This window comes from Arthrobacter sp. Y3221159, assembly GCF_059089885.1.
Window position 1 is genome coordinate 66,220 of sequence record NZ_JBNHFC010000013.1, and the last position, 20,002, is coordinate 86,221.

15 protein-coding genes are annotated in these 20,002 nt (G+C 65.7%); 10 read left to right on the forward strand and 5 right to left on the reverse strand.

Annotated features, from left to right (window positions below):
* The first annotated feature begins 3 nt into the window (after positions 1–3).
* Genes AC5RT3_RS14320 through AC5RT3_RS14335 form a run of 4 tightly spaced genes read left to right on the forward strand, consistent with a single transcriptional unit; the run spans position 4 to position 4,460 of the window.
* Entirely contained in the window at positions 4–969 is a 966-nt protein-coding gene (locus tag AC5RT3_RS14320) for an NAD-dependent epimerase/dehydratase family protein (protein WP_494124494.1), read from the forward strand.
* The gene (locus AC5RT3_RS14325; RefSeq protein ID WP_494124495.1) at positions 966–1,871 is read left to right on the forward strand and encodes a 5-dehydro-4-deoxyglucarate dehydratase; all 906 of its coding nucleotides are present in this window, start codon (positions 966–968) and stop codon (positions 1,869–1,871) included. Before AC5RT3_RS14320 ends, AC5RT3_RS14325 begins: the two co-directional genes overlap by 4 nt.
* On the forward strand, positions 1,871–2,974 hold the full coding sequence (locus tag AC5RT3_RS14330; protein WP_494051679.1) for a mandelate racemase/muconate lactonizing enzyme family protein: 1,104 nt from the start codon (positions 1,871–1,873) through the stop codon (positions 2,972–2,974). The genes AC5RT3_RS14325 and AC5RT3_RS14330 overlap by 1 nt, the downstream gene beginning before the upstream one ends.
* Positions 2,975–3,008: 34 nt before the next feature.
* Positions 3,009–4,460, forward strand: coding sequence for an aldehyde dehydrogenase (NADP(+)) (locus AC5RT3_RS14335; RefSeq protein WP_494051678.1), 1,452 nt, complete (start codon positions 3,009–3,011; stop codon positions 4,458–4,460).
* A gap of 362 nt (positions 4,461–4,822) precedes the next feature.
* On the opposite strand, the gene AC5RT3_RS14340 is transcribed toward AC5RT3_RS14335, so the two are convergent.
* From AC5RT3_RS14340 to AC5RT3_RS14355, 4 genes are read right to left on the reverse strand one after another with little or no spacing between them, the layout of a single operon-like run.
* A complete protein-coding gene (locus AC5RT3_RS14340; protein WP_494124496.1) occupies positions 4,823–5,992 on the reverse strand; it encodes a M24 family metallopeptidase in 1,170 nt (389 codons plus the stop codon).
* The gene (locus tag AC5RT3_RS14345) at positions 5,989–8,061 is read right to left on the reverse strand and encodes a DUF6807 family protein (protein ID WP_494051676.1); all 2,073 of its coding nucleotides are present in this window, start codon (positions 8,059–8,061) and stop codon (positions 5,989–5,991) included. The genes AC5RT3_RS14340 and AC5RT3_RS14345 overlap by 4 nt, the downstream gene beginning before the upstream one ends.
* Positions 8,062–8,093: 32 nt before the next feature.
* A complete protein-coding gene (locus AC5RT3_RS14350) occupies positions 8,094–9,236 on the reverse strand; it encodes an acetylxylan esterase (RefSeq protein ID WP_494051675.1) in 1,143 nt (380 codons plus the stop codon).
* Positions 9,237–9,277: 41 nt separating this feature from the next.
* The gene (locus AC5RT3_RS14355; protein ID WP_494051674.1) at positions 9,278–10,573 is read right to left on the reverse strand and encodes an ABC transporter substrate-binding protein; all 1,296 of its coding nucleotides are present in this window, start codon (positions 10,571–10,573) and stop codon (positions 9,278–9,280) included.
* 362 nt (positions 10,574–10,935) lie between these two features.
* Here AC5RT3_RS14355 and AC5RT3_RS14360 point away from each other — a divergent pair, with 362 nt between their 5' ends.
* From AC5RT3_RS14360 to AC5RT3_RS14370, 3 genes are all read left to right on the forward strand, one after another.
* Positions 10,936–11,880, forward strand: a complete 945-nt coding sequence (locus AC5RT3_RS14360) for a carbohydrate ABC transporter permease (RefSeq protein ID WP_494124497.1) — start codon at positions 10,936–10,938, stop codon at positions 11,878–11,880.
* Positions 11,870–12,811: a carbohydrate ABC transporter permease gene (locus tag AC5RT3_RS14365; RefSeq protein ID WP_009358525.1), complete on the forward strand. Its 942-nt coding sequence runs from the start codon at positions 11,870–11,872 to the stop codon at positions 12,809–12,811. Before AC5RT3_RS14360 ends, AC5RT3_RS14365 begins: the two co-directional genes overlap by 11 nt.
* Positions 12,812–13,079: 268 nt before the next feature.
* A complete protein-coding gene (locus AC5RT3_RS14370) occupies positions 13,080–14,435 on the forward strand; it encodes an ABC transporter substrate-binding protein (RefSeq protein ID WP_494051672.1) in 1,356 nt (451 codons plus the stop codon).
* Between the two features lie 162 nt (positions 14,436–14,597).
* Here the strand turns inward: AC5RT3_RS14370 and AC5RT3_RS14375 are convergent, their stop codons facing one another.
* Entirely contained in the window at positions 14,598–16,616 is a 2,019-nt protein-coding gene (locus AC5RT3_RS14375) for a beta-galactosidase (RefSeq protein ID WP_494124498.1), read from the reverse strand.
* Positions 16,617–16,791: 175 nt separating this feature from the next.
* Between AC5RT3_RS14375 and AC5RT3_RS14380 the strand changes: the two genes are divergently transcribed.
* Genes AC5RT3_RS14380 through AC5RT3_RS14390 form a run of 3 tightly spaced genes read left to right on the forward strand, consistent with a single transcriptional unit; the run spans position 16,792 to position 19,997 of the window.
* The gene (locus tag AC5RT3_RS14380) at positions 16,792–18,081 is read left to right on the forward strand and encodes an ABC transporter substrate-binding protein (protein ID WP_494124499.1); all 1,290 of its coding nucleotides are present in this window, start codon (positions 16,792–16,794) and stop codon (positions 18,079–18,081) included.
* A gap of 48 nt (positions 18,082–18,129) precedes the next feature.
* Positions 18,130–19,083 carry a carbohydrate ABC transporter permease gene (locus AC5RT3_RS14385; RefSeq protein ID WP_494124500.1) on the forward strand — a complete coding sequence of 318 codons (954 nt, stop codon included), beginning with the start codon at positions 18,130–18,132 and terminating at the stop codon, positions 19,081–19,083.
* Positions 19,080–19,997: a carbohydrate ABC transporter permease gene (locus AC5RT3_RS14390; protein WP_494124501.1), complete on the forward strand. Its 918-nt coding sequence runs from the start codon at positions 19,080–19,082 to the stop codon at positions 19,995–19,997. The genes AC5RT3_RS14385 and AC5RT3_RS14390 overlap by 4 nt, the downstream gene beginning before the upstream one ends.
* Positions 19,998–20,002 lie beyond the last annotated feature (5 nt).

Here is a 20,002-nt window from a genome sequence, read left to right on the forward strand (position 1 = left end):
ACCATGAGCAGGATCTTTGTCACCGGCGGCGCCGGCCGGCTGGGACGCAGCGTGGTGGCCGGGCTCTCCGAAGCCGGCCACCACGTCATTTCGGTGGACCGCGACGCGGTGCCCGCCGGACAGTTGCCTGCCGGCGCCGTCCAGGAAACCGCGGACCTCCTGGCACCCGGTGAGGCCCAGCGCCTGCTTCGGGAAGCAAAGCCCGACGCCGTCATCCACCTGGCAGCCATCGCTGTACCTTTCAGCGCGCCGGAGGACGCCATCTTCAGCACGAACACCCGGCTCGCCTTCGCCGTCATCAGCGCGGCCACGGAAGTTGGGGTGCCGAAAATCGTCACCGCCAGCAGCCCCACTGTCCTGGGCTACGGCTCACCGGCCGGCTGGCTGCCGCCGTCGTTCCCGCTCGACGAGCGGACACCGGCAAAACCGTGGAACGCCTACGCGCTGTCCAAGCTGATCGCGGAACAGACGGTGCAGATGTTCGCCGCGGCCCAGGGGGAGAAGATCCGCTACGCGGCTTTCCGCCCCTGCTATGTGATTTCGCCCGAGGAATGGGACGGAGCACCTACGCAGCAGGGCCACACGGTCGCCGAGCGGCTGGCAGATCCGGCCCTGTCCGCCCCGGCCCTGTTCAACTACGTGGATGCCCGTGACGTGGCCGACTTCCTTGACCTGCTGCTGCAGAAGATGGAGTCCATTCCGAACGGGGAAACCTTCTTCGTGGGGGCGGCGGACGCACTGGCAACGGCGCCCCTGGTGGACCTCATGCCCCGCTTCCTGCCCGGCAGCCAGGCGCTCAGCGCAGGCCTCACCGGCACCAGCCCCGCCTTCTCCATCGCCAAAGCCCAGGCACTCCTGGGCTGGCAGCCCAAGCGGAGCTGGCGTTCAGAGCTCAAGTCCCATCCCACCCTCAACGACGAGACCTCCGCGCTGGTGACTGCCGGCACCGGAGCCAAGGAGACATCATGAAATTCGACGGCGTACTCTTCTTCCCTGTCACCCCCTTTACGCCCGAAGGCGCCGTGGACACGGAACTGCTCAAGGAGCACATCAGCTCCCGGCTGCCCTACGGCCCCGGCGGCGTGTTCCCCGCCTGCGGCACCGGGGAATTCCATGCCCTCAGCATTGACGAGGTCCGCACCGTGGTGGCGGCCGCCGTCGAGATCGTGGCCGGACAGGTTCCGGTTGTCGCCGGAGCCGGCGGACCGCTGGGCCACGCACTCGCCGCCGCCCGCGCGGCCGAGGAAGCTGGGGCCGATGCCCTCCTGGTGCTGCCGCCCTACCTGGTGACCGGCCCCACAGACGGGCTCGTTGCCTACATCGAAGCCGTGGCTGCGGCCAGCAGCCTGCCCGTCATCGTCTACCACCGCGGCAACGCCAAGTTCACGGCGGCCTCCATGGCACGGCTGGCATCCAACCCCAAGGTCATCGGCTTCAAGGACGGCCTGGGCGACGTTGGCCTGGCGCAGGAGATTGTCTCCGCCGTCAACGCGGCCGGCCGGGACGACTTCGCCTTCTTCAACGGCCTGCTCACCGCCGAACTGACCCAGGGTGCCTACCGCGGCCTAGGCATCCCGCTGTACTCCTCCGCGGCGTTCGCCATGGCACCGGAAATCGCCAAGGCCTACTACGACGCCTATGTTTCCGGGGAGGAAGAACGCCGCAACGCCCTGCTCGAGGGCTTCTATGCGCCCCTGGTCCGCCTCCGCGACCAGACCCCCGGCTTCGGTGTGTCACTCATCAAGGCCGGGCTGCGGCTGGGTGGGCTTCCTGTCGGGTCCGTGCGCCCGCCGCTGGTGGACCCAACCGAGGACCAGGAACTGGAGCTCAAGGCCATCCTTGCCAGGGGCTACGAGCTGGCCGGACGCTGATGAGCGCCCCCGCAACGGAGGCCGTCCGTACCGTTCCCCGGATCACCGGGCTCAGCAGCAGGCTCCTCACGGTGCCCCTGCGGCGGCACTGGGGCGCCGAGGCGCCGGAAAACCACGTGATCGTCACCGAGATCCAGACGGACGACGGCGGTGCGGGGCATGGTTTCTCCTGGACGCCCACCATTGGCCCGCAGGCGGTCAAGGCGTTGCTGGACTACGACATCGCCCCATTCGTCACCGGGCTGCCCGCGCAGCCCGAGGCCGTGTGGGATGCACTCTGGAAGCGCCTGCATGAAGCGGGCGGGGGAGGGCTCACCACCATTGCCATGTCCGGCGTGGACCTGGCCCTGTGGGACCTGCAAGCCCGACAAGCGGGAACCACCGTCACCGGCCTGATTGGCCGGCGGCAGGAATCCGCCGAGGTCTACGGGTCCGGGGTGAATTTGCACTACACCCTGGACGAGCTGGTTTCGCAGGCCGAACGGTGGGTGGCGGCCGGGCACCAGGCAGTCAAGATCAAGGTGGGCAAGCCGGACCTCCGGGAAGACTACGAGCGGGTGCAGGCTGTCCGCTCCGTCCTGGGCCCGCACCGCAAACTCATGATCGACGCGAACCAGCGCTGGGACCTGCCCACCACCTTCCGGGCCCTGGATGTCCTGTCCGAATTCGGCCTCGAATGGCTGGAGGAGCCCATCCGCGCCGACGACCTGTGGGCCTACCGCCGGCTCCGGAAGCATTCCCCGGTTCCGATTGCCCTCGGCGAAAACCTGCACACCATCTACCGCTTCCGCGATTTCATAGAGGCGGAAGCGGTGGACATCATCCAGCCCAACATCATCCGGGTTGGCGGGATCACCCCGTTCCGCCGGATTGTTGAGCTGGCCCGGACCAACAGCATCCGGGTGATGCCCCACCTGCTTCCCGAGCTCTCCGGGCAGTTGGCGCTCACCCTTGCCGAACCCACCCTGGTGGAGGACGTGGAGGAAGCATCATTCGAGCAACTGGGCATCCTGGACGGGCCGTCGCCGGTGCGCTTCAGCGACAGCCGGGTGGCGCTGACCGGCCAGCCGGGGCTCGGCTTTCGCTTCCGGGAAGGGCTGTAACCATGAACGCACATACAACGAACAGGTATCCGACGTGACAACTGCAACGCTTTCCCTGTCCGAAGTCACAACCGCTGCCACAGCTGCAGCCAAAATCTCCGCCGCGGCCTCCGATGCCGAACGGGCAAGCTGGCTCACCGCCGTCGCTGATGCGCTCGACGCCAACGCCGCCGAACTGGTGGAGATCGCTGACGGGGAGACCAGCCTGGGCAGCGCCCGCCTGACCGGCGAGGTCGCCCGGACCACCGGGCAGCTGCGGCTCTTCGCCCGAGTCATCACGGAGGGCTCCTACCTGGAGGCCGTCATCGACCACGCCGACCCGGCCGCCACCCCACCAAGGCCGGACCTCCGCCGCATCCTGCGCCCCATCGGGCCGGTGGCCGTCTTCTCGGCCTCCAACTTCCCCTTCGCCTTCTCGGTGGCCGGCGGCGACACCGCCTCCGCCCTGGCAGTGGGCTGCTCCGTCATCGTCAAGGCCCACTCCGGCCACCTGCGGCTGTCGGAGCGAACGGCGGAGATCGTGGCGGAGGCGCTCCATGCCGCGGGTGCACCCGCGGGCCTGTTCGCGCTGGTCAGCGGCCGGGAAGTGGGCACCGCACTGGTCCAGGACCCAGCCATCAAGGCAGTGGGCTTCACCGGGTCCATCCCCGGCGGGCGCGCGCTGTTCGACCTCGCCACCTCACGCCCGGATCCGATTCCGTTCTACGGAGAGTTGGGGAGTCTCAATCCGGTGGTGATCACGCCGGCAGCACTGGCCGAACGCAGCGGCCGGCTCGCCGCCGGACTGGCCGCTTCCTTCACCCTTGGCGCCGGCCAGTTCTGCACCAAGCCCGGCCTGGTCTTCATCCCGGCAGGATCAACCTTTGCCCGGGAAGTGGCGGAGGCCAGCAAGGACAAGCCCGCAGCCGGCATGCTGACCAGCAGGATCGCCGAGGCCTACCCCGACGGACTGCGCAGCTTCGCGTCCGTGCCCGGGGTTGAGGTGGTCAGTGGCAGCGTGGACCAGGACGCCGCCGCCAACGGTGCAGCGCCAGTGGTTTTCTCCACTTCCGCGGCCGCAGTGCTGGAACGGCCTGAACAACTGCTGGAGGAGTGCTTCGGCCCCACCACCATGTTGATTGAATACAGGGACCCGGCCGAGCTGTCCGCGGTGCTGGCCAAGGTGCCCGGCAGCCTCACTGCCACTCTGCACGCCCAGCCCGGCGACGACATCGACGCGCTGGCGGAGCAGCTGTCCAACCTGGCAGGCCGCGTCCTGTTCGACGGCTGGCCCACCGGCGTAGCAGTGAACTGGGCCCAACAGCACGGCGGGCCGTACCCGGCCACCACGTCGCTGTTCACCTCGGTGGGTGCGACGGCGGTCCGCCGGTTCCAGCGCCCGGTCGCCTACCAGGACGCCCCGGAATCCGTGCTGCACCCCGCCCTGCACGAGGACAACCCGCTGCGCATCCCGCGCCGGGTGGACGGGGAACTGGTGCTTCCATAAGAGGCTCTCTCACTTGATGTGGGATGACCACAAACGCTCCCGCAGTTGCGGCCGGAGTTCCGGCCCCAACTGCGGGAGCGTTTTGGGGTTCTATGCAGGATGTGGGAGAGCGTCCGGGGAGAGCCGCCATCAGTGAGCTCGCGTCACAGAAAAGACCGCCATAACTGAGCGCGCGTTGTAGGGATGCCGGGCTCTTGCCGACGCGGAAAATTTCCTCTGACGCGGAGATTCCCTGCCGTGCCCAAATATGGGGTGCGCCAGGGTACACGCGGGTCGACACTGAATTTGCGCGTCGATGGAGAGAGTCACCGGCAGGCAAATGACCCCGGGACCAACGGCCGCGGGGTCATTTGTCGTCAGGCTTAGAGCTGGAGCGTCACGGGGCGCTGCAGCCCGTTCACGGCGGCCGTCGGCCAGCGGGGATCCACCGTCAGGACCTGCAGCCCGGATTCGGTGAGCTGCACGGTGTCCTCGATCTTCACCCTGGGGCCGGAGGGGTTCCAGGTGAAGGTCTGGGCCAGCACCACGGTGTCGGTGGCGGACGACGTGACGCGGGGGTCACGGCCGGCGTAGCCGGCCGGTCCGCCCTGGTGGTGCTGTTCCCACTGGTCAGTGCCGAAGCCGTGGCGTGTGTAGGCGGCCTTGATTTCTGTGAAGATCCGGTCCAGCCGCGCGCCGGGGACCGTGGCATCGAAGATATCCGCCTCCACCGCGGCGATCCGGGACTCGGCGTCGCGCTCCTCGGCGGTGCCGGCGTCGAACCGCACCCAGCGGGTTATGTTGGCTACCAGCCCGTCGCGGCGGGCGCAGACCACGGCCATGGCCCGCCGGCCGAGGGGGGAGTGGGTGGCCAGCGGGTGCCGGAAATCGCTCCGGGAACTGCCGTTGCACAGCAGGACCAGCGGCTCGGCCCCCGCGGCCACCACACGTTCCGCCAGTTTTGAGACCAGTCCGAATTCGGTGGTGTCCGGCCGGGCTGCGGACAGCACGTCGGTCATGATCGCCGCCAGCTCACCGCTGAGCCGGGCGTAACGGGCACTTTCGCCCGGCAGCAGCTGCTGGCGGGCGGCCCGCAGTTGGGCCGCGACCTCAGCCTCGGCCAGCGGCTGCTGCCCGGCTGCGGCGGACGTTCCGACGGCGGCGGCAGCCTCGTGCAGGTTCCCGTACCAGGGGACGGTGTGCAGGGTGACGCCCGCCGGGAGCTCCTCGGCCGCAATGCGCCCGGCCTCGTTGTTGAAGGTCACCAGGTGGTCGCCCGTCCGGTCCACCAGCACGGCGGCGATGGGGTCGCCGGCCAGGCTGATGTGGACGCGGCTGCCGTCCAGGTACCAGGTCAGCGCCGTGTGCGTGGTCAGCAGCAGCGAATCCCGCCCGGCGGCATCCAGGATGTCCAGCACCCGGCGGCGCTTGACCTCCCGGTCTGCAGCGGAAGCGGGCGCAACCCGGGCGTCGCAGGTGGCCGTTAAACCGGCCTGGCCGGTGGCGGATGCCGGGACTGCCGGCGGGGCGGCTGCGGCGGTTGTCTGGGTCATGCGGGGTCCCCCTGGTTGATCAAAGCGTTGATATCGGATGTGGCCAGGATGCCGTCGGCCACAAAGACGGTGACTTTCCGGTGCACCGGCTTGCCGGGTTCAGCGATGACAGGTGCATCCCAGGCGAGTGACTGGCCCACGCCCGGATAGCCGTCCACGCGGACGAACCATGGGTCCGTGGCGTCGCGCGGCGCCACGAAAACCAGGGTGGCGTCCTTTCCGCCGTCGAACTTTCCTGCCCAGGCGAGCCAGCGGGTCACGCTGCCATGCACTCCGGCTTCCCCGCTGCCGGCGGGCGTCCATACGGTGGCGTCCTTGCATTCCGGCAGTCGCCAGAAGAAGCCGCCGTAGCCGCCCTCGTGGCGGCCGTTGGATCCGGGGCTGCCCAGGCTGACCGGTTTGCTCACGGCGGGGGACAAGGCGAACTCGAGGGACAGGCTCCAGACGGAGGGGCCGACGCCGGCCCAGGTCCACGTGCGGTCCTCGGCCAGGACAGGGGCGCCGTCCGGGCCGTTCCAGCTGAGGCGCTCCCGCAGCCTGCCCGGGCTGCCGGGAGTGGCCGCGGTTTCTCCAACCGGCGTCTCGGTAACGGCGATGCTGCCGTGGTCCGGCCGCCAGATGTACTGGCCGGCCTCCCGGGTGTAGGTGCGGCCGCCCCAGAAGTTGACGCCTTCCACATCCTGCAGCGCCACGCCGACGCCCAGGTGCCACACGTGGTCCAACGGCTGGTGGTCCGTCACCACGGTGCCACCGAGCGTGCGGACCGGGTGCAGGTAGGGGCGGGGGGAGGACACCGCACGGATGTGGCTGCCGTCCTGGTAATCCGCTACCGCCGTGCCGTCAACGGTCAGCGACCGGACCGGCGGAAGCCGGCGGGCCCAGGGGACGCCGAGCTCGGCAAACGTGGCCTGCGCCTTGGATGCACGCTCGATAAGGTCCGCGATGCCGTGCACCACGGGGTGCGCGTCCTCGCCCGCACCCTCCCACGTGATGTGTTCCTGCCCGATGGCCTGCGGCGCGGGGGAGGTACGGATGGCTTCCAGCACAGTGGTGAACGCGCCGGTATCCGGCAGCGAACAGAGCAGCGGTGCGCCCGTGGACCGGGCCTCGAGGAGGTTTTCCAGCAGGTCCGTGCGGCCGTAGGCCTCCCGACGCTCGCCGTCGGGGGTGGTGATGACCACCTCGTCCCGCGTGTAGAACAGGGTCACCTCGCCCAGGGTTCCGTGCACGGTCACCGAAGGATCCTGCTGTTCCGGTGCGCAGAGGGTCAGGCCGCAGAGGAGGGTGGTTCCCTGCGCGGTGCGGACGCGGATCACCGAGGTGTCATCGCTTTCGGTGTCGTGGGCCCGGTACAGGTCTGTTTCCACGACAGCGACATCGGCCACCGTGTGTGCCCCGGCCAGGTGCAGTGCCGTGGCTACGGCATGGGCGAGTGCGTTGGTGGCCACGCCGTCCACCACGTCGGTGCCGTCCAGGCTCCGCTTTCCTGCCCAGCGGGAGCGCTTGAAGTATGCCTTGGTCCGGACCCACCGGCCCTTGGCGCTGAAGCCCAGGACGTTTCCGATGCCGCCTGACTCCACCAGGCGGCGGATGGCAGGCAGGGCCTGCGAGCCAAGGCTCTGGAAACCGACCTGGACCAGCCGTCCTGCGGCATCCGCGGCGGCGAGTACCTCTTGGAACTGGGCCAGCGAGGACACCGGCGGCTTTTCCACGTAAACGTCCATGCCTGTGTGGAGGGCGGCAAGTGCCAGCGGCGCGTGCGTCTGGATGGGCGTGGCAAGGATGACGACGTCGGCAGGCGCGTTGGCAGCCGACTGTGCGGCGAGCAGCCTGTCCAGGTCGGGAAAGACGGCTACCGAGTCCTTGAGCTGGCCCGGTGCCGGAGGGTTGGGATCAGCCACCGCCACAAGTTCCAGGACGCCGGCTTCTTCCAGCCGGGCGAGGTTGGCCAGGTGCCGCTCGCCAAAGCCGTGGACGCCCACCAGGGCGATGCGCGGAACGGCAGCCGGAACAGGCGCGGCACCCGGAATGCTGTGGCCTTGTTCGGCAGTGGCGGAGTGTTGAGTCATCAAGGATCCTTGCAGGCTGGGGTGTTGAGGGATTAGGCGTATGTCTTGAGGGCGAGGGTGGCGGCCAGGAAGTCTGTGGCTTCTTCCTGCATGGCGGCAGTGAACACATGGCCGCCGGGCCAGAAGCTGCCCGTGTACGGGGATGCGGTGCCTTGGCTTGTATTGTGCAGCGATTCCAGGATCCGGTGGGCTTCGCGCATCCCCTCTTTGGGAAAGAGTTCATCGGCCAGGGCGTACTGCACCAGGAACGAAGCGTCCGATCGGGCTGTCAGTTCGGGCCAGTCACCAAGTTTCCACAGCCCGGGTGTCTGCAGCAGCCAGGAGTGGACGTCCAGGTAGGCCGGCAGGAGCGACTGGAACGTGGTCATCATGCAGGTCACCACCGACGCCCGGATCTGTGGGCTGAGTGCGGCGAGGGCCAAGGACCGTCCGCCGCCGCCGGAGAAACCCAGGCACCCCAGCCGGTCCGGGTCCACGCCGGGAAGGTGCGCGAGGATGTCCAGCGCAGCGAGGTCGTCGTGTGCCACCATGCCGGCCAGGCTCGTGCCCAGCAGCCCGGCGGTCTTGGCAACGGTCTCCTCGTGGAACCCTGCGGCGGCGTTGTAGTCATCCGCCTGGGAGGGCACGACGCCGTCCTGGCGCCACTGCGCCCGCCGCGCCTCCAGCGCGGCGGCGGTCCGCCATGGGGGAGTGGCGAGGTCGAAGCGCCGGCTGCCCCAGGCGAACGTGTCGTGGGCCAGGACGGCGAACCCCTTCCGGGCGGTCTCTGTTGCCAGGGCACGGCCGTCATAATGCCCGGCCCGGGCGGCAGCGGCGGACGGGTGGCTGTCCGGCAGTTCGACCAGCCGGTCCGCGCCGCCGAATTTGTTGCCGCCATGGCAGTGGAGCGCCAGGACTCCGGGCAGTTCGCCGGTTTCGCCGGCAGGCCTCACCAGCCAGCCCCTGGTCCGGGGGCCGAAGCCCAACTGCCAGCTGAGCTGGGAGGTGGTGACGCCGTCGTACGTTTTCTCCCACTCCACCGTCACACCGGGCGGGCCGGACGCGCCGGGAACTCCCAGGGCATCGGCAAGCTCCTGGCGGCCGGGCGTCGCAGCGGCGAAGCGTGGCTGTTCGCGGATGTAGGCAGGCCAGTCCTCGTACCCGCCGATGGCGCTGGGGCGTGCAGCGGTGTCCACTGGCCTGCCTCCTTCCTTTGGATGGTTCTGCCTGGAGGGGGTCAGCCCAGGTTTGAGTTGACCTCGTTGATGACGCCTTTGGCGGCATCCCGCGGGGAGACCTTCCCGAAAAGAACGTCGGTGTTGTAACGGTTCAATACTTCCATGGTGGCGGAGGATCCTGCCGGGAACGGCTTCGGCGGATCAATCTTCATCTCTGCGATCCGGTCCAGGTAGGTGGCCTCCTTCTGCTGGGTTTCCTTCAGCAGGGGAGTGATGCCGGCCTTCAGTTCGGTGTTGGCGGGCATGCCGCGGTCGCTCTTGATCTTGCTGGCAGCGTCCATATTGTTGACCAGGTAGTTGATGAAGAGTGCGGCTTCCTTGGACTGCGCCGACTTCGCGGAGATGGCGTACTCCATGGAAGAACGGAGCCAGGTGCCGGGCTGCTTGCTTTCGCCGGGGAGCTTCACCATCATCAGCGGAGCGCCGGAGTATGAGGTCATCTGGTTGCTCCATGAAATCTTCATGGCCTGCTTGCCCTGGCCCATGAGGGTCATCTCGGGCTGGGCCGAGCCGTCCTCCACCGTCTGCGACGCGGAGGGCGCTCCTCCGGTGTCCATCAGCTTCTTATTGAGCTCGAACCATTTGGTGAGCGTGTCCTCGCTGATGGCCATCTTCTTTCCGTCCTCCGTGTAGAGCTCCTCGCCGTTTTGGCGGGCCCAGACGGCAACGAATGAGTCGTTGGACATCGGCGTGGTGCCGAAGGTGCCGGCGGGAGACTTTGCGGTGATCTCCGCGGCAATGTCGACGTAATCATCCCAGGTCCAGGTTTCGTCATCCGGGAGGGGGACGCCGGCTGCCTCGAAGACAGTGGGGTCCAGCACCATGGACATGGCATTCACGCCGGCGGTGATGGTGTACTGCTTGCCGTCGATCTTGCCCAAATCCACAGTTCCTTCGGCGAACTTCGAAGTGTCGAGCTGGTCCTTTACCGTGTCCAGGTCAAGCAGCACGCCCCGGGAGGCGTACTCGCTGGGGTACGAGCCGCTCATGGCGAAGACATCAGGAGTGGTTCCCCCGGCGATCTGGGTGGCCATTTTGTCCCAGTAGGAGCTGAATTCGGTGTTCTCACCCTGGACTTTGATGGTGGGATTGGCGGCTTCAAAATCTTGGATGACCTCGAGCGTCGTTTTGGCGCGGGAGTCGTTGCCCCACCAGGCGAAGCGGATGGTTACCGGGTCCTCCTCGGTGCCCACCTTTCCGGCCTGGGTGTTGCTGCCGCAGCCGGTCAGGGCCAAGGCCAAGCTGGCAGTGGCCGCCGCCATCCCTAGTACTGACCTTTTTGGAAGAAACTTCATGGTCCTGCCCCTTTGCTGGTGTTCCAGAGCTGCTGTTCTAGAGTTGAGTGATGCCGGTTACAGAAAACGCTTTCTCAAAAATTAGCAAAGGGCTATACATCAGTCAAGAAACCGTTTACTTTGGTAGCGAGCCGCTTTCAACCAGCACCTCGGGCGGCGCCCGGCAAGCGTGTTCCGCAGTTCTTGCGGGCTCGCCTTCGCCACCGGCGCCACAGGTGCCCGCAACCATCGCACCGCGATGACAAGAACGTGGAGGCCACGATGACCAAAGGAGACCATATGGCCGCGAAGCACAAACCCAGGGCCCTGCGGCCGGCAATTCGGCCGGCCGCAGCCGGCCCATACCGGGCGGGGCACCTGCAGTGAGCGCGATCAGTGAATTGAGCTCGCTGTCCCGGCGGAAGGGCAAAGCCACCGCCGAGGAGAAGAAGGCGAACGGTCGCGACAACAAGGCCGCGTACATCTTCCTGCTGCCGTGGCTGGTGGGCCTGGTAGCCATCACCATCGGCCCCATGCTGATGTCCCTCTATCTGTCCTTCACGGACTACAACCTGCTCCAGCCGCCGGAATGGACCGGGCTGGACAACTTCACCCGGATGCTGACCGATGCCCGGCTGCACAACTCACTCGGTGTGACGTTCACCTACGTCTTTGTCGGTGTTCCGCTGCAGCTCGCCGTCGCTCTGCTGATCGCCCTGGTCCTGGATAAGGGCCTGCGCGGACTGCCGTTCTACCGCTCGGTGTTCTACCTGCCGTCCCTGCTTGGCGGTTCGGTGGCCGTGGCCATCCTCTGGAAGCAGATCTTCGGCACCACCGGCCTGGTCAACCAGGTCCTGGCGATGTTCGGCATCCAGGGGCCGGGGTGGATCTCGGATCCCAGCACTGCACTGGGGTCGATCATCCTGCTGCACGTCTGGACGTTCGGCGCCCCCATGATCATCTTCCTGGCCGGCCTGCGCCAGATCCCGCACATGTACTACGAGGCCGCCAAGGTGGATGGCGCCACCACGCTCCAGCAGTTCTGGCGGATCACCATGCCCATGCTGAGCCCCATCATCTTCTTCAACCTGGTTCTGCAGATCATCGGTTCGTTCCAGTCGTTCACCCAGGCGTTCATCGTCTCCGGCGGCAACGGTGGTCCTTCGGACTCCACGATGTTCTTCACGCTGTATCTCTACCAAAAGGGCTTCGGCCAGTTCGATATGGGCTACGCGTCGGCCATGGCATGGTTCCTGCTGGTCATCATCGGCGTCTTCACCGCCATCAACTTCATCGCTTCTAAGTATTGGGTTTTCTATGACGACTAACCTGGAGACGCTGCCCGCATCGGACAAGAAGTCCGGGAATGCCGGTAAGCCTACGAACCACCGCAAGCCCCGCGAGTCCCGCGGGACCCTGGCCTTCAGCCGGGCCCAGCGCGGCAAGTCCCTGATGAAGCACGGCATCCTGATCCTCGCCGGCGGCCTGATGATCTACCCCCTCCTTTGGATGGTGGTCTCCTCGCTCCGCCCCAACGAGATGATCTTCCGGGAGCCCGGCCTGTGGCTGAACAGCCTGGAAATGAGCAACTACACGGACGGCTGGTCCGCCCTGACGCACCCGTTCGGGCATTACATGATCAACTCGGCCATCGTGGTGATTGGCTCGATCCTGGGCAACCTGATTTCCTGCTCCATGGCCGCCTACGCCTTCGCCCGCCTGCAGTTCACGGGGAAGAAGCTGTTCTTCGGCATCATGCTGCTGACCATCATGCTTCCCTTCCACGTGGTAATCGTTCCGCAGTACATCCTGTTCTCGCAGATCGGCTGGGTGAACACCTTCTGGCCGCTGCTGGTGCCCAAGCTGCTCGCCACGGACGCGTTCTTCGTCTTTTTGATGGTCCAGTTCATTCGAGGTATTCCCCGGGAACTCGATGAAGCCGCCCGGATCGACGGCGCCGGCCACCCCCGCATCTTCCTGCGGGTCATCCTGCCGCTGATGGTGCCGGCCCTGGCCACCACCACCATCTTCACCTTCATCTGGACCTGGAACGACTTCTTCGGCGCCCTGATCTACCTCACCGATCCGGATATGTTCACGGTGCCCGTGGCCCTGCGTGCGTTCGTGGACTCCCAGTCCGCAACCAGCTGGGGATCATTGTTCGCCATGTCCATCGTGTCCCTCCTGCCGGTGTTCCTGGTGTTCCTGTTCGGCCAGCGGTTCCTTATCAAGGGCATCGCCACCACGGGCATCAAGTAGCCCCGCGCTGCCGCAGAATCCCAGGACCGCGGTTCTGCACCGGGCGGCGTTAAGCCCGAGCGGCCCGTCCCTGCGGCGGGCCGTTCGGCTGTCCTTTCCGGCATCCTGAAACTCTCCGCACAAGGTCTTGTATTACAAGTCACACACTTATAGCATTAGGTTCAGAAAGCGTTTTCCCGCCAGAAGATACCGTTCCCCCTATTCCTGCATAGCGAAACCAAGACCACACCATCCCCAGCACCAAGATCAAAGAAGATCGGAGTACCAAGTGCCGTTTTTCCCCCGTTCTGCATCTGCTGAGAGGCAGGCAGAAAATTCATCCTCCGGCGCAGCCCGCCGCATCCGCAAGACGGGCGTGGCGGCCGCGGCTGCCGCCGTCGTCGTGGCCCTCAGTGCATGCGGCGGCGGAGATACCGCGCAAAGTGCCGACGGCCCTGTTGAACTGCGCTTTTCCTGGTGGGGCGGTGACAAGCGCGCCCAGCTGACCCAGGAAGCCATCAAGCAGTTCGAAGCCGAGAACCCGAACATCAAGATCAAGCCGGAGTTTGGCGACTGGAGCGGCTACTGGGACAAGCTGGCCACCCAGGTGGCGGCCAATGACGCCCCGGACATCATCCAGATGGACGAGAAGTACATCACCGAGTACTCGAGCCGCGGCGCCCTCCTTGACCTGTCGAAGTACGACATTGACACGTCCAAGCTCGACGAAGCCGCCCTGAACGCCGGCAAGAGCGAGGACGGGCTGACGGGCATTGCCGCCGGTATCAATGCCGCCACCATCCTGGCCAACCCGGCTGTCTTCGAAGCCGCCGGTGTCCCGCTGCCGGATGACTCCACCTGGACCTGGGAGGACTTCGGACGTATCGCCGCGGAAATAACGGAGAAGTCGCCGAAGGGCACCTACGGCGCTGCGGCATATGGCACCGATGAGGCCTCGCTGGGTGTCTGGCTCCGCCAGGACGGCAAGTCCCTCTACACGTCGGACGGGAAGCTGGGCTTTGAGCCGGCCGATATCGCCGCCTGGTGGGACAACCTGAAGCAGCTGAGCGAGAAGAAGGCAGTGCCGACCGCATCCGAGGTGGTTGAGGCCGAAGCCGCACCGCTGGACCAGAGCGGACTGGCGACGGGCAAGAACGCCCTGGCCTTCTGGTGGTCCAACCAGGCGCCCGCACTGGAAAAGGCCTCCGGTGGCGACCTGAAGATCCTGCGGTTCCCCACCAAGACCGGTGACGCCGCCGATGCCGGGCTCTGGTACAAGGCATCCCAGTTCTGGTCAGCCTCCTCACGCACCAAGCACCCTGAGGAAGTGGCCAAGTTCATCAACTTCCTCGCGAACGACGTCAAAGCCGGTGAAGCCCTCCTGGCTGACCGCGGTGTCTACCCGAACTCCGAAGTCCGGGCAGCCATCGAATCCAAGCTGACCCCCGCCGACGTCAAGGTGGTCAAGTTCATCGACCAGATCAAGGACGAACTTGGCGAGGCTCCGGCACCGCCGCCAAAGGGCGCAGGCTCCATCCAGGAGATCATCAAGCGGTACACCTCGGAAGTCCTCTTCGAACGGCTGTCCCCGGAAGAAGCAGGCAAGAAGGCCCATGACGAAATGAAGTCGGCCATCAGCAGCTAGACCTCACACCGCCAACACGGCTCCGGACAGTTGGGTGGATGCCTCCTCCGCCCACAGCGTCCGACGGCGGGTGGCAGCTCCGTCCCGGCAGGAACCACCGGTTCCTCCCGGGACGGAGCTGTTTGAAGGCGTGGATGACGCCGGCTGGATGACCCGCCCGCCTCAGCCCTCCTCGGCGATCACCGCCACTCCGCCTGCAGGCACAATTCCGGAGAATGCATCACCCGTCAGAAGGTCCCTCCCCGATGCCTGCACTGAGGCACCGGAGCGGGTGTGGTTGATCGCGAACAGGAAGCTCCCACCGTCGGCAGAGCGGCGCCGCACCACCTCCACGCCGGTGTCGGCCACGGCGGCGGGTGCAACGCCGGAATCGGCAAGGAGCCGGTCCACCACAGCCTCGATGCCGTCCGGGTCGGGGAAAGTGGCCAGGTACCACGCAGTGCCCCTGCCGACAGTCCGCCGGGTCAGGGACGGGACGCCCTCCAGGGGGTATTCGGTAAAGGTCTGGACGGTTTCGGCGTCCACAGCGTGCACGTGCTCGCTCCACACGGACGCTACGGTGCCGTCGCTCAGCTTCAGCCGGGAACCTTCGAGCAGGGGATGGAACTCCTCCACCCGCACGCCCAGCAGGTCCCGGAAGGCGCCCGGGTAGCCGCCCAGCCGCACGTGGTCCTTCTCGTCCACGATCCCGCTGAAGTAGCTGACCAAAACGGTGGCGCCGGAGGCAGCGGCCGCGGCGATATTGGCGGCGGCCTCATCCGTCACTGAGTACAGCGTGCAGACGAGCACCAGGTCGTAATCCTCCAGCGGCGCCGTGGGGTGCACCATGTCAACGGCGACGCCCCGCAGGTACAGTGAGCGGTGGAAGGCGCGCAGCAGGTCCAGGTACCGGACGTCGATGCTGGGCTTCGAATCGATTTCGCTGGCCCACCAGGCCTCGTAGTCGAAAACAATGGCCGCCCTGGATTCCACCCGTGATCCCCGGACCGGTTCCAGGAGCTTGAGGGCGGCGCCCAGGTCCACCGCTTCGCGCCAGACCCGCGTGTCGCGCCCGCCGTGCGGCACCATGGCGGAGTGGAACTTCTCCGATCCGGCAAAACTTTGCCGCCACTGGAAGAACATCACGGCGTCCGCCCCGCGCCCCACGTGGGTGAGGGAATTGCGGAGCATCTCGCCCGGCAGCTTTGGCTGGTTGCGCGGCTGCCAGTTGACGGCCGACGTCGAATGTTCCATCAGGATCCACGGTTCGCCACCCGCGATTCCACGGGTGAGGTCCGCGCTGAACGCGAGTTCGATGTGGCGTTCCGGATCCGCGGCCACCAGGTAGTGGTCGTTGGCAATGACGTCCAGGTCCCTGGCCCAGTCGAAGTAGTCCATGGCCTTTGTGGCACTCGATGCCATCAGGTTGGTGGTGCAGGGAACGTTGGGGGTCACTTCACGCAGGACGGCCACGAGGCCGCGGTAGTAGTCCATCAGGACCCAGGAGTTAAACCGCTGGAAGTCCAGCTGCTGGCCGGGGTTCAGTGTGCTGGGAGCGATGCCGGGAGGCAGGATCTCCTGGAATGATGCGTAGTTCTGGCTCCAGAATGCCGTGCCCCAGGCGGCGTTCAACGCCTCGATGCTTCCGTAACGGCGCTCCAGCCACACGCGGAATGCTGCGGCGTCCTCCTCGCCGTAGAACTCGGATACGTGGCAGCCCAGCTCGTTGTCCACGTGCCAGAGTGCCAGTGACGGGTGGTTTTTGTAGCGTTCCGCCAGCGCCCGGGTGATGCCCTTAGCGTACCGGCGGTAAGCGGCCGACGACGGCGTGTAGTGCCGCCGTGAGCCCGGTCCCAGCACTGTTCCGTTAGCCGTGACCGGCAGGATTTCCGGATGCTTGCGGACTAGCCAGGCCGGGGGAGCGGCGGTGGCGGTGGCCAGGGCCACCTTGACGCCGATGCCCGCGAGGTTGTCCAGCACCTCGTCGAGCCAGCCGAAATCGTACTGTCCTTCAGCAGGTTCCAGCAGTGCCCAGGAGAAGATCCCGACGCTGAGGAAGCTCACGCCGGCTTCCTGCATCAGTTCCAGATCCTCCAGCCGCACGCTGACGGGCCACTGCTCCGGGTTGTAGTCGCCGCCGAAGGCGATGCCTTGGACGTTGCTCCAAACGCTGGCCGGGCCGGAAATTGTCTGAATGGTCATTGGACTCCTATGTCTGCTGTGGTGATGGAACCGGTCGGAACGTCAGATCTTTGGAAAACGCTTGCCCAATTACTGGAATGCCTATATTGTATCGTTTCAGAAGCCGTGTAAGCCAGCTCACTACTCACGTTGTAGATGAGATCAGGGATTGCACACATCGAGCAAGGAGGCTCCCGTGATCAACAGAAGGCATTTCCTCACCACCGTCGCCGTCGGCACCGCATCTGCCGCAGCCCTGGCGGCATGCGGAACCGGATCCAGCAGCCCCGGGAAGACCGGTTCCGCTGAAGACCCCGTCACCATCAACTACACGTGGTGGGGCAACGATGACCGTGCCGAGCGTACCCGCAAGGCCATTGCGCTGTTCGAGGAGAAGAACCCGGATATCAAGGTCAACGGCAACTTCACCGACTTCGCCGGCTACTGGCAGAAGCGTGCCACCGAAGCAGCCGGCGGCGGCCTGCCGGACGTCATGCAGTGGGACCTCTCCTACCTGCGCGACTACGGCCAGCGCAACCAGCTCCTGGACCTGGGCACCGTAAACATCAACACCGACGCATTCGAGAAGTCCCTCCTGCCGTCGGGCCAGATCAAGGGCAAGACCTACGGCATCCCCACCAGCACCAACGCGTTCGCGGTCTACTACGACCCCGCCAAGCTGGCATCGCTGGGCATTGCTGAGCCGACCGGTAAGTGGACCTACAAGGAATTCAACGATTTCATGGCTGAGATCGGCAGCAAGAGCAATGGCGCGCTTTACGGCGGCGGCGACTACACGGGCATCTGGTGGATGTTCAACATCTGGCTGCGCCAGAACAACATCGAAGCCTTCACCGAGGACGGCAAGCTCGGCTTTACCAAGGATGACCTGAAGGAGTGGTGGAACACGACGGCTGCCCTGCGCGGCACCCCGGCCATCATTCCTGAAGAGCGCGTTACTCAGCTCGCTCCCAAGTCGCCGTTCGGCTCCAACGCCGCGGCTACAGAGTTTACTTGGGATAACTTCATGGCCGGCTACCTCGCGGACAGCGGCGCCAAGGAGCTCAAGCTGGTCCCGCCGCCCTCGGATGATCCCGATAACCTGGGCCTGTTCCTGAAGCCGTCCATGCTGATGGTGGCCAGTGCCAAGACCCAGTACAAGGACGCTGCCGCCCGGTTCATCGACTTCATGGTCAACGAACCCGAGGTGGGCCAGATCTTCAAGACCTCCCGGGGTGTTCCGGCGTCAAAGACCCAGCGCGACGGCACCACCTTCGAGGGCACCGACAAGTTGGTTGTCGATTACGAAAAGTCCATCGAGAAGTACCTCAAGGACGCTCCCGAGCCGCCCATCGTCGGCTTCGGCACGCTTGAAGCCTCCTTCAAGCGCATCGCCTCCGACCTGAACTACGGCAAGCTGGACATCAACGGAGCCACCGATGCCTGGTTCAAGGAAGCCGAAGACCTTATCAAGCAGAACGCCTGATCCAGGCAGCCCGCCTGATTCTCGCTTCATGACTGACGGATTGAACTCGTGACTCAAAGCCCAACCCTGAGCAGGCGTTCCGCGACGTCCGCCTCCCCGCAGCTTCGCAAGTCGAAGCAGCGGGGGGCGGACGCCCGCGCCGGCTACACCTTCCTGCTGCCCTGGCTCCTGGGGTTCATCGCCCTCACTGTTGGGCCAATGATCTCCTCGTTGTACCTGTCGTTCACCAACTACAACCTGTTCGAGCCGCCCAAATGGATCGGCCTGGACAACTACACCACCCTGTTCCAGGACGAGCGGTTCCTGCAGTCGGTGGGCGTGACCGTGGGCTACGTGGTCTTCGGTACCCCGCTGAAGCTCGCGGCCGCACTGGCGGTGGCCATGCTGCTGAACAGCAAGCGCCGCGGCCAAGGCTTCTACCGCTCCGCGTTCTACGCCCCCTCCCTGATCGGCGCGTCCGTCTCCATCGCGATCGTCTGGAAGGCCATGTTCGGCGACTCCGGCCCGGTGGACCAGGGCCTGTCCTTCTTCGGCATCAACCTCGGCGGCTGGGTGGGCAACCCCTCGATGACCATGCCGATGTTCATCCTCCTGACGGTCTGGCAGTTCGGCGCGCCGATGGTGATCTTCCTGGCCGGCCTGAAGCAGATCCCCAACGAGCTCTACGAGGCTGCATCAATGGACGGCGCCGGCCCGGTGCGGAAATTCTTCAACATCACCTGGCCCATGCTCTCCCCGGTGATCTTCTTCAACCTGCTGATGGAAACCATCCACGCGTTCCAGATCTTCGCCTCGGCCTACATCATTTCCAACGGTGAAGGCGGCCCCGCCGGCTCCACCCTCTTCTACACCCTCTACCTGTACCTGCGCGGCTTCAGCGACTTCCGGATGGGCTACGCCTCGGCAATGGCCTGGCTCCTGGTGATCGTGGTGGGCATCATTACCCTGATCTTCTTCCGCACATCCAAGTCCTGGGTCCACTACAGCGGTGATGCAAAATGACAACCATGGCAACCCCCACCCAGTCCGCCCCGAACGCCTCCGCCCCGGTCTACAACCCCAAATCGGAGTCGGCGGGCGCCAAGCGGGCCAAGAGCCTGGCGTTCCATGCCGTCGCCCTCCTTCTCACCGCGGTGGTGCTTTATCCCGGCCTGTGGATGATCGCCTCCTCGTTCAAACCGAACTCGGAGATCGGCGGTGCGAACACGTCGCTGTGGTCCAGCAACTTCAGCTTTGACAACTTCGTCACGGCCATGGACGGCATCGGCGGCGTGTCCACCCTGCAGTTCTTCACCAACTCACTGATCCTGGCCATCGGTGCCGTGGTGGGCACCATCCTCTCGGCCAGCGTCTCGGCATACGCGTTCGCCAGGATCAAGTTCCCTGGCCGCAGCATCTTCTTCGGCATGATGATCGCCACCCTGCTCCTGCCGTTCCACGTGGTGATCATCCCGCAGTACATCGTGTTCCAGCAGCTTGGCCTGGTGGACACATACGTGCCGCTGCTGATCGGCAAGTTCCTGGCCGCGGATGCGTTCTTCGTGTTCCTCATGGTCCAGTTCATGCGCAACCTGCCCGCAGAACTGGATGAGGCAGCAAGGATCGACGGCGCCGGGCACGTCCGGATCTTCACCTCCATCATGCTGCCGCTCATGAAGCCGGCCCTGATTTCCACTTCGATCTTCTCCTTCATCTGGAGCTGGAACGACTTCCTGGGCCCGCTGCTCTACCTGAACACCCCGGACAAGTACCCGCTGCCGCTGGCCCTGCGCCTCTTCGTGGACCAGACCCAGAGCTCCGACTACGGTGCCATGATCGCCATGTCCGTGCTGGCGCTGCTGCCGGTTCTGATCTTCTTCCTGGTGTTCCAGCGGTACATTGTTGAAGGCGTCTCCACCCAGGGCCTGAAGGGCTGACGGAG

Excerpts from the sequence above, each read along its gene's own strand:
- AC5RT3_RS14320 (WP_494124494.1), top strand. The coding sequence starts at position 4 with ATGAGCAGGATCTTTGTCACCGGCGGCGCCGGCCGGCTGGGACGCAGC.
- AC5RT3_RS14325 (WP_494124495.1), top strand. The coding sequence starts at position 966 with ATGAAATTCGACGGCGTACTCTTCTTCCCTGTCACCCCCTTTACGCCC.
- AC5RT3_RS14330 (WP_494051679.1), top strand. The coding sequence starts at position 1,871 with ATGAGCGCCCCCGCAACGGAGGCCGTCCGTACCGTTCCCCGGATCACC.
- AC5RT3_RS14340 (WP_494124496.1), bottom strand. The coding sequence starts at position 5,992 with ATGACCCAGACAACCGCCGCAGCCGCCCCGCCGGCAGTCCCGGCATCC.
- AC5RT3_RS14345 (WP_494051676.1), bottom strand. The coding sequence starts at position 8,061 with ATGACTCAACACTCCGCCACTGCCGAACAAGGCCACAGCATTCCGGGT.
- AC5RT3_RS14355 (WP_494051674.1), bottom strand. The coding sequence starts at position 10,573 with ATGAAGTTTCTTCCAAAAAGGTCAGTACTAGGGATGGCGGCGGCCACT.
- AC5RT3_RS14365 (WP_009358525.1), top strand. The coding sequence starts at position 11,870 with ATGACGACTAACCTGGAGACGCTGCCCGCATCGGACAAGAAGTCCGGG.
- AC5RT3_RS14375 (WP_494124498.1), bottom strand. The coding sequence starts at position 16,616 with ATGACCATTCAGACAATTTCCGGCCCGGCCAGCGTTTGGAGCAACGTC.
- AC5RT3_RS14390 (WP_494124501.1), top strand. The coding sequence starts at position 19,080 with ATGACAACCATGGCAACCCCCACCCAGTCCGCCCCGAACGCCTCCGCC.